4 protein-coding genes are annotated in these 8,128 nt (G+C 73.6%); 1 reads left to right on the forward strand and 3 read right to left on the reverse strand.

The genetic code is table 11. The features are described from left to right. Positions 1–8: 8 nt before the first annotated feature. On the forward strand, positions 9–1,265 hold the full coding sequence (locus tag AC5JJ2_RS01930) for a DUF1552 domain-containing protein (protein WP_495856274.1): 1,257 nt from the start codon (positions 9–11) through the stop codon (positions 1,263–1,265). Positions 1,266–1,387: 122 nt separating this feature from the next. On the opposite strand, the gene AC5JJ2_RS01935 is transcribed toward AC5JJ2_RS01930, so the two are convergent. From AC5JJ2_RS01935 to AC5JJ2_RS01945, 3 genes are read right to left on the reverse strand one after another with little or no spacing between them, the layout of a single operon-like run. Beyond that, positions 1,388–1,831: a hypothetical protein gene (locus tag AC5JJ2_RS01935; protein ID WP_495856275.1), complete on the reverse strand. Its 444-nt coding sequence runs from the start codon at positions 1,829–1,831 to the stop codon at positions 1,388–1,390. Between the two features lie 4 nt (positions 1,832–1,835). Further along, positions 1,836–4,547 carry a class I SAM-dependent methyltransferase gene (locus AC5JJ2_RS01940; RefSeq protein WP_495856276.1) on the reverse strand — a complete coding sequence of 904 codons (2,712 nt, stop codon included), beginning with the start codon at positions 4,545–4,547 and terminating at the stop codon, positions 1,836–1,838. 22 nt (positions 4,548–4,569) lie between these two features. Further along, positions 4,570–8,070: a glycosyltransferase gene (locus AC5JJ2_RS01945; RefSeq protein WP_495856277.1), complete on the reverse strand. Its 3,501-nt coding sequence runs from the start codon at positions 8,068–8,070 to the stop codon at positions 4,570–4,572. Positions 8,071–8,128 lie beyond the last annotated feature (58 nt).

An 8,128-nucleotide genomic window follows, 5' to 3' on the forward strand; every position in this document is an offset into this window, starting at 1 on the left:
AGTCCCCGATGAACCTTTCCCGCCGAACCTTCCTCCGCGCCGGCGCGGTCTCGCTGGCCCTCCCGCTGCTCGAATCGCGGGCGGCAGGCGGGCCGGCCGCGAAGCCGCCGCGGCGGATGGTGTGCATCAACACGCCGCTGGGGCTGCACCCGGCCGCGTTCTTCCCGGAGAAGGCGGGGGCGGATTACGCGCTCTCGCCGTACCTGGAGGTCGTCAAGGATTTCCGCGAGGACTTCACGGTCATCTCGGGGTTGTCGCACCCCGACGTCGGCCCGAGCCACGACTCCAACTACAGCTTCCTGACCGGCGCGCCGCACCCGGAGCAGCGGGCCGGGTTCAAGAACAGCGTCTCCCTCGACCAGTTCGCGGCCGACTTCCTCCGCGGCCGGACCCGGTACGCCAGCCTGCCGCTCTCGTGCGAGGGGTTCGGCCTGGCGTGGACGAAGAGCGGCGCGCCCGTGCCCACCGAGTCCTGGCCGGCGGCCGTGTTCGCCCGGCTGTTCATCGCGGGGCGGCCGGACGAGGTCGAGGCGCAGGCGCGGCGGCTCCAGGACGGCCGGAGCATCCTCGACGCGGTCCGCGACCAGGCGAAGGACGCCCGCGCCGCCGCGGGGGCCCGGGACCGCGACAAGCTCGACGAGTACTTCACCAGCGTCCGCGAGCTGGAACAGCGGCTGGCGCAGGACGAGGCGTGGGCGAAGAGGCCGAAGCCGAAGGTGGACGCCAAGCCGCCGCAGAACGTGGCGAACGCGACCGACCTGATCGCCAAGACGCGGGTGTGGTTCGACCTCATCCACCTCGCGCTCCAGACGGACTCGTCGCGGCTGGTCACGCTGCAACTGCTCGGCACGAGCGGCGTGCCGCCGATCCCCGGCGTGTCACTCGGCCACCACGACCTGTCGCACCACGGGAAGGACCCGACCAAGATCGGGCAACTCAAGAAGCTCGAGACGGAGAAGATGAAGACCCTCCGGGACTTCCTCAAGCTCCTGAAGAACACAAAGGAAGACGGCGTCTCCCTGCTCGACCGGACGACGGTGTTCTTCGGCAGCAACCTCGCCGACGCCAGCACGCACGGCGTGAAGAACCTGCCGGTGTTGCTCGCCGGGGGCGGGTTCAAGCACGGCCGCCACCTCGCGTTCGACCCGAAGGCCAACCCGCCGCTGTGCAACCTCTACGTGTCGATGCTCCAACGGCTCGGGTTGGAGGTGGACAAGTTCGGTAGCAGCACCGGGACCCTGACCGGGTTGGAAGAAGCCGGGTGAGACGCGGTAGCCCCACGGACCAGCCGGGTCGCGGCGGGAAACGGGGATGTCGCCGCAAGACCAGGCACGAGTCGGATGTCTCCCGGCGTCCCTTCGTCCCAACGGTGACGGCGGGACTCGAACTAGGCGCGCTCGAACGACGAGAGCACGACCTCGATCTCGGCCCTTAGCCGCTCGAACGCCTGCGGCGGGGCGGTCGCGGTAAGGACGAACGCGTCGTCGCCCAGGAAGTGGACGTGCTGCCGGAACCGCAGGCTGCGGCCCGCGAGCCGGTCGGTCTCGTACTCGAGTACCCACGCGGCGGTCCCGGCCGCGGGCGGCCCGTCGGCGGCGAGGTCGGCCCGGCCGGACAGCCGCTTCGCCTCCAGCCGGGACAGCGTGACGTACTCCTCCGGCGTCAGCGGCGTCCGCGGGTGGCGGACGAGCTGCACGTTCGGCTGGAACTCGTCGGGCCGGTCCGGCCGGACCACCGCGAGGACGACGGCCGGGTTCGCCGCCGCCCCGCGCTGCCACCCGTCCGGCGTCGTCACCCGCACGCCGTGCTCGGCGCTCACTTCGACCGGCATGGCGTTACCCCTTAGACGAGACGGCCGCGACGACGGCCCGGATGCGGTCCAGCGGAACCCGGACGGCCGGGTAGTTGGTCGGCCGCTCGGCCCGGTGGTCCCAGCTCGGCGGCACGGCGGAGGTCAGGCAGTCCGGGCCGTACTTCGCCCGGCAGACGGCCGCCGCGTCGGCCGGCACGCCCGCCGGCACGCCGGCGAACGACTCGGACCGCACCGGCAACACGGCCGCGATGGGGAAGGCGTCCTCGGCCCCCCCCCAGACCGACTTGTGGACGAACTGCCCGTCCCGCGCGGCCCCGTGGCAGAGGTCGAGGAACGGGAACGCCCACGGCTTGCCCGCGACCGGCGGGTCGTTCGCGAAGAACAGCTTCAGGTAGCCGGGGTGCGGGTGCGGCGTCGTCCGCAGCCCGTGGCGGGCGGCGGCGGACCGGACCCGGTCCGGGTCGAACGGGCCGACGGTGATGACGTCCAGGTCGTCGTCCCACGGCAGGACCGTGCCGTCGATCGCGTGGCCGAGGAGCGTGCCGCCGTACAGGAACCACGGCGCGTCGATCTCCGCGAGGACGGCCCCGACGGCGGCGAGCAGTTGCCGGCCGCGGTCGAGTTCGGCCGGCGTCCACCGCGGGCGGAAGTACTCGTACACGTCGGCGTCCGTCGGGCCGGCCGGCGGCGGCCGGCGGGTCGGGTCCGGGACGCGGAACACGCCGAGGTAGTCGGCCTGCCGGACCCGCTCCCACCCGCACCGGGCGGCGTAGTCGTCCGCCACCCGCCGCACGTCCGGCCACGCCGGGTCCGGGTAGTCGTGGAACGCGAGCAGCCCGTCCGGCCGGAGCAGCGGCAGCGCCCGCTCGATGTCCGCGGTCACGCTCTTGGCGTCGTGTTCCAGGTCGATCAGGATCAGGTCGAACGTCTGCCGCAGCCCGTCGCAGATCACGCCGACGTTCCCGGCGGCGAACGTCACCTTGTCGGCCACGCCGTACCGCCGGACCCACTCGGCCGCCTCCGTCTGCTCGGCCGTGTCGAGGCTGAGGACGCTCGCCGCCTGCTGCGCGAGGCACACCGTCGCCCGCCCGCCGGCCGTGCCGAGTTCCAGGACGTGGCGGCCGTTCGCCACCTCCCACAGCAGCCCCCCTTCGGCGTGGGTCAGCCAGCCGGGGACTTCCTCCGGCGGTTGGTAGCCGGGCCGCACGTCGAGCACGTGGTCCGGCCGGAAGTCCGGGGCGTGGGCCGTCGGCGTCGCGTGGGCCGAGCGGAGCGGCCGGTGCTGGACGAGGCACGGGTCCGTGTACCACATCGGCAGCTTCAGCTCGGAGCAGACGGAGATGACCCGCGTGTCCAGCCCGTTCTTCAGCCGGTCCCACCGCTCCAGCGCCTTGAGGACGAACCGGCGGGAGAGCAGGTAGCCCTGGCTGCCCCACAGCCGGTGCTTCGCCCACATGCGGTTCGGGCCGGAGTACAGCGGCCGGGCCAGCCGGTAGCCGAGGTGCGGCTCGGCCCGCTCCCACGGGGCGGCGACGAGGTCGGGGATGTACAGGCTCAAGTAATCGCACTGGTCGCGTTGGACCAGCGGGATGGCGGACAGGTTCCGCCGGACGTGGCGGTTCACCCGCACGTCGTCCTCCAGGATGAGGGCGAAGTCGCACCCGTCGTCCGCCGCCGCCTGCAGCGCCCGCTTGTAGTTCCGCGCCGCCGAGTCGAGGCCGACCGGCCAGTCCTCCGGCTGGACGAATAGCGTGGCCGGCTCCCCCCAGTCGGACTGCTCGAAGTCGGCCATCGTCAGGGTGGCGCTCTCCAGGTTGGCCGCGTAGGTGACGACGTAGGCGCGGAATCGCGGGAATCCCTCCGGCAGCGGCGCGGCCGGGCCGCGGAGGGCGGTCCGCGGCCACTTGGCGGCCGGCGGCGGGGGCGGCATAGCCCCCCGCGGCGGGGCGAGCAACTGGTTGCCGGCCGGGGCGGCCGGGATCGGTTGCGGCGGCCCGACGGCCGGGCCGGTCACCAGCCGCGGGTACTCGAGCGCCGGCGGCGCGGTCGCCTTCGGCAGGTTGAACCGGTAGCTCTCGTACCGCTCCTTCTCGCTCCCGGCGTCCTCCCACCCGTACTTGTACGACCCGACGTGCCACAGCCGCACGCCGAGGTCCGCGACGACCGGGAACCCGACGTGCCGGGCGCGGGCGCAGAACGCCAGGTCTTCCGACAGGTACCAGTGCGTCCCAGGCCCGTCGGCGGCGATCGTCGGCCAGAAGTACGGCACGAGCTTCTTCCCGAACTTCTCGTTGCACACCGGCAGTTGCAGGTCCCGCTGCATCGTCTCGTACACGACCCGGCGGGTGAGGGTGAACCCGAACCCGCACCCCTGGATTTCGGCCAGCCGGCCGTCCTTGCCGAGCAGCAGCTGCTCCGTGCCGGGCAGGAACGAGGCGGCGAACTGCCGCGACCCCTTCTTGGCGTACAGCCCGCAGACGAACGGCAGGTCGTGCCGGCGGAGGCGGTCCACGTCGTTCGGGTCGAACACGATGTCGGAGTCGATCCAGAACAGCTCGTCGAAGTTCTGCGCCAGCGCGTCGGTGGCCATCTGGCAGCGGGCGGCGTCGATGGCCGAGTACCCGCGGACCCGCCAGACGCGGTAGCCGCGGCGCTCCAACTCGCGGAGGCCCTCCTCGCACTCCGGCACCGGGGAGCCGTTCACGGGAACCAAGATGACGCACGACGCGCTCATGGGATGCCGCCTCGGGGTGTGGTCAACGGTCGACGGGGATCGAGAACGCCAACTCGTCCGGCTCGGCCGCGGGTTCGGCCGGCCGGTCGGCGGCCGCGACCGCGGCGCGGGCGGCCGCCAGCCCTTGCCGGGCGCGGTCGCCCCGCAGGTCGCCGTCCGTGCTGCCGAAGTGCTCCTCGTCGCGGCCGGCGAGGAGTTCGCCGAACGCCCGTTCCGCCGCGGCCGGGTCCCCGGCGTCGAGCGCGAGCGACCCGTCGAGGTACAGCAACTCGGCGTCCGCCGGGTAATGCCCGCGGCCCTCGCGGACGGCCGCCCGCGCCGCCGCCCGGTCCCCGAGCCGGGCGTGGCACTGCGCGATCAGGGCGTACAGCTTCCGCACGATCGAGTCCCGCACCTCCGACGCCGCCAGGCTCGCCCGCAGGCACGGCAGCGCGTCCGCCGGCCGCCCCCGCTCCAGGTGGACCGACCCGAGGTTGAACAGCGGGAACGGGTGGCCCGGCCGCTCCTCCAACTCCCGGAGCAGCAACCGCGTGTCCCGCTCCAGCTTCCGCCCCCGCACCGCCGGGTCGGTGTACCCGACGTGGTCGATGGCCACGTCCGCCCACCGCACGTCCGTCCCGGCCGCGCGGAGCGCCGGCAGGATTTGCTCGTGGACGCGGAACTCCCACCGCACGCCCGGCCGGAGCGGGAACAGCCGGACGTGGTCCACGACCGTCACCCCGCCGCCCGGCCGGTCCGGCAGGCAGCGGCACTTCATGACGTGCGCCTCGTTCCGCCCGCCGAGGGTCGCGAACAGCCGGGCGAGCTTCTCCCGGTTCTCGGCGTCGAGCCGGTCGTCGGCGTCCAGCCAGAACGCATAGTCCCCGGTCGCCCGGTCGAGGGCGGCGTTCCGGGCGGCGGCGAAGTCGTCCACCCAGGGGAAGTCGAACACCCTCGCGCCCAACTCCGCGGCCAGTGCCTTCGTGCCGTCCGCCGAGCCGGTGTCCACGACGACGATCTCGTGGAACAGCGGCGCGAGGCCGGCGAGGCAGTCGCGGAGGTTGCGTTCCTCGTCCTTGACGATCATCGTCAGCGAGACGCGGGCCGGCGGGGCCGCGAGCCGGACGTACGGCGCGGCCTCCGCCTCGCCCCACTTCTCGCGGAACAGGGCGAAGTTCCGGTCGAGCAGTTCGTCGGCGTTCAGCCCGAGCGCCGCGAACGTCCGGCCGCCGAAGTGGTGGACGAACACCCCCTCGTGGACGGCCATCCGCAGGCCGAGGGTCCGGGCGCGGGCGCACCAGTCGTCGTCCTCGAAGAAGCCGACGCCGAACCGCTCGTCCATCGGGCCGAGGCGGTCCACGGTCTCGCGGGCCGCGACGAGGCAGAACCCGGTCAGCCGCGGCACGACCCGGCACCGCCGGCCGACGGTCAGCCAGTGCCGGTGCGCGAACGCGTCCAGGTCGCGGAGGTCGTGGTACGGGGCCGGGACGTGCTGCGGGGCCGGGGCGGCGGTCGTCACCGGGCCGACGACCGCCGGCCGGTCGCCCGGCCCGACCAGCGGCGCGATCAGCCGGTCGAGCCACCGCGGGGTGACGACCACGTCGTTGTTCAGCAGCACGACCCACGCGCCGGCCGCCGCCGCGAGCGCCTGGTTCACGCCGGCGGCGAACCCGCGGTTCTCCGCGTTGCGGATCACCCGCACGCGAACCGGGCCGGGCCGCGTCGCGACTTCCGCCAGCAGGTCCGGCGTCGCGTCCGTGCTGCCGTTGTCCACGACGACCACCTCGAACGGCGGCCGCGTGTGGGCCAACACGCTGTCGAGGCACACGCGGGACACGTCCGCGGCGTTGCAGCAGAGGACGACGACGGACGCCAGCTCGTCGCCGACCGAGGGCGGGTCGGGGGCTTCGTCGCCGACCAGGCCGGGGGCGGCGCGGCGGAGCAACTGCCGGTCGCGGAGGAACCGGCCGGCCGCGACGGCCTCGCCGGCGTCCGTCAGGGCCGCCCAGTACGCCCGCGCCGCCGGGCCGTCGAACGGGTCGAGCCGGCACGCCTCGCGGAGGTGCGGGATCGCCTCCCGCAGCCGCCCGGCCCGCGCCAGCGAGCACCCGAGCGCCGCCCGCGTCCCCGGCAGGTCGGGCCGCGCCGCGGCCGCCTCGTGGAAGTGGGTCACGTCGCCGGTCAGTTCCGCGAGTAGCGTGAACGCCCGCCAGCGGAGCAGCCGGGCCTTTTCCCCCGCCTCGTCGGCCGGCCGCCACGCGGCCGCCTCCCACTCGACGCGGTACGTGTCGAACCGCCGCGCGCCGGCCGGGGTGTCGAGTTCGGAGGCCGTCAGCGGCGAGAGATCGAGGTCGTCGAGAACGTGTTCCACTTCGCGAATCGCGGCCGCCGGGTCGGTGCGGGCGAGCGCCTCCGCGAGCGTGAGGGCGGACACCCGGTTGACCGCCGCCGCCCGCCGCAGGGCCGGCTCCGCGACCGCCCGTTCCTCCGCCAGCAACCCGAGGAACGGGTCGCCGGCCGGGGTCGCCGCCAGGTCGGCGGAGAGCACCGGGTCGGCGTCGGCCCCCGACAGGTTCACCCGCTGCCACGCCCGCCCGACGAGCGACGGCCGGGCCGCCGCGTCGAGCCGCCGCCGCATCCGGGCCTGCAACTCCGCCGGGTCGAGCCGCGCCAGCCCGTCGCGGAGTAAGGCTTCAAACGAGTAGTTCTTCACCCGCCCCCGTGCCGCCGCCGCCGTCGCCGCCCGCCGCCCGTCGTCGGCGAGTACCGCGCGGACGCATTCCTCGAAGTTCTCGCCGGTGTACGGCACGTACTCCGCCCCCGCCGCGAGGTAGTTCGCGACGGCCCGGTTCTCGGCCTCTTGGAGCACGACCGCCCCGCACGCCGCGGCCTCGAACGCCCGCTGGTTGCACTCCCCGCGGACCGACCGGTTGAACACGACCTTCGCCCGCCGGAGCAGGTCGCGGTAGTCGCGGCCGAACGTCTCCGTCGCGATCGTGACCGCGTGCCGGTCGGCGAGCCGGGCGACGCGGCCGAGCCACCGCACCCGGTCCCGGTGGACGGCCGGGTTCATGCTCCCGACGAACAGCACGTCGATGTCCCGGCCGGGCGATTCCTCGTCCCACTCGTCGAAGAACTCGCGGCCAAGCCCGTGCAGGTTCGCGGCGTGAACGTGGTCGAATCCGGCCCGCCGGAAGGCGGCCCGCCCCGGCTCGTCGGTAAGGGCTGTATCGCACAAGGGGATCATTTGCCGGAACGAGTGCCAGCACAAGTTCCAGTCGCCGGCCAGACAGACGACCGGGACCGGGGCCGACCAGACCCAGTCCGACAGCGGGACGGATGTGTAAGGCAGCCACAGTACGAGCAATTCGGGCGTCCAGCCCGGCGGAAACTCGGCGGCGACCGCGGACCACGTGGCACCCGGCGGGGGGGCATGATCGCACCCCTCGGGGCCGAACGTGCGGACGTTGGCGTTACCGCGGTCGCGGTATAAGTAACGTTCCGTGAATGACTTACTCGCGGGGCCGAACAGGATGTTCGACATGATCCGGCCGTGCTCGGGATCGGGAGGGCGACGTGGATTGGTTGACAGAATGCAAAAT

Source organism: Limnoglobus sp. (assembly GCF_059499385.1).

Coding starts and splice junctions, on each gene's coding strand:
- AC5JJ2_RS01930 (WP_495856274.1), top strand. CDS start 9: ATGAACCTTTCCCGCCGAACCTTCCTCCGCGCCGGCGCGGTCTCGCTG.
- AC5JJ2_RS01935 (WP_495856275.1), bottom strand. CDS start 1,831: ATGCCGGTCGAAGTGAGCGCCGAGCACGGCGTGCGGGTGACGACGCCG.
- AC5JJ2_RS01940 (WP_495856276.1), bottom strand. CDS start 4,547: ATGAGCGCGTCGTGCGTCATCTTGGTTCCCGTGAACGGCTCCCCGGTG.
- AC5JJ2_RS01945 (WP_495856277.1), bottom strand. CDS start 8,070: ATGTCGAACATCCTGTTCGGCCCCGCGAGTAAGTCATTCACGGAACGT.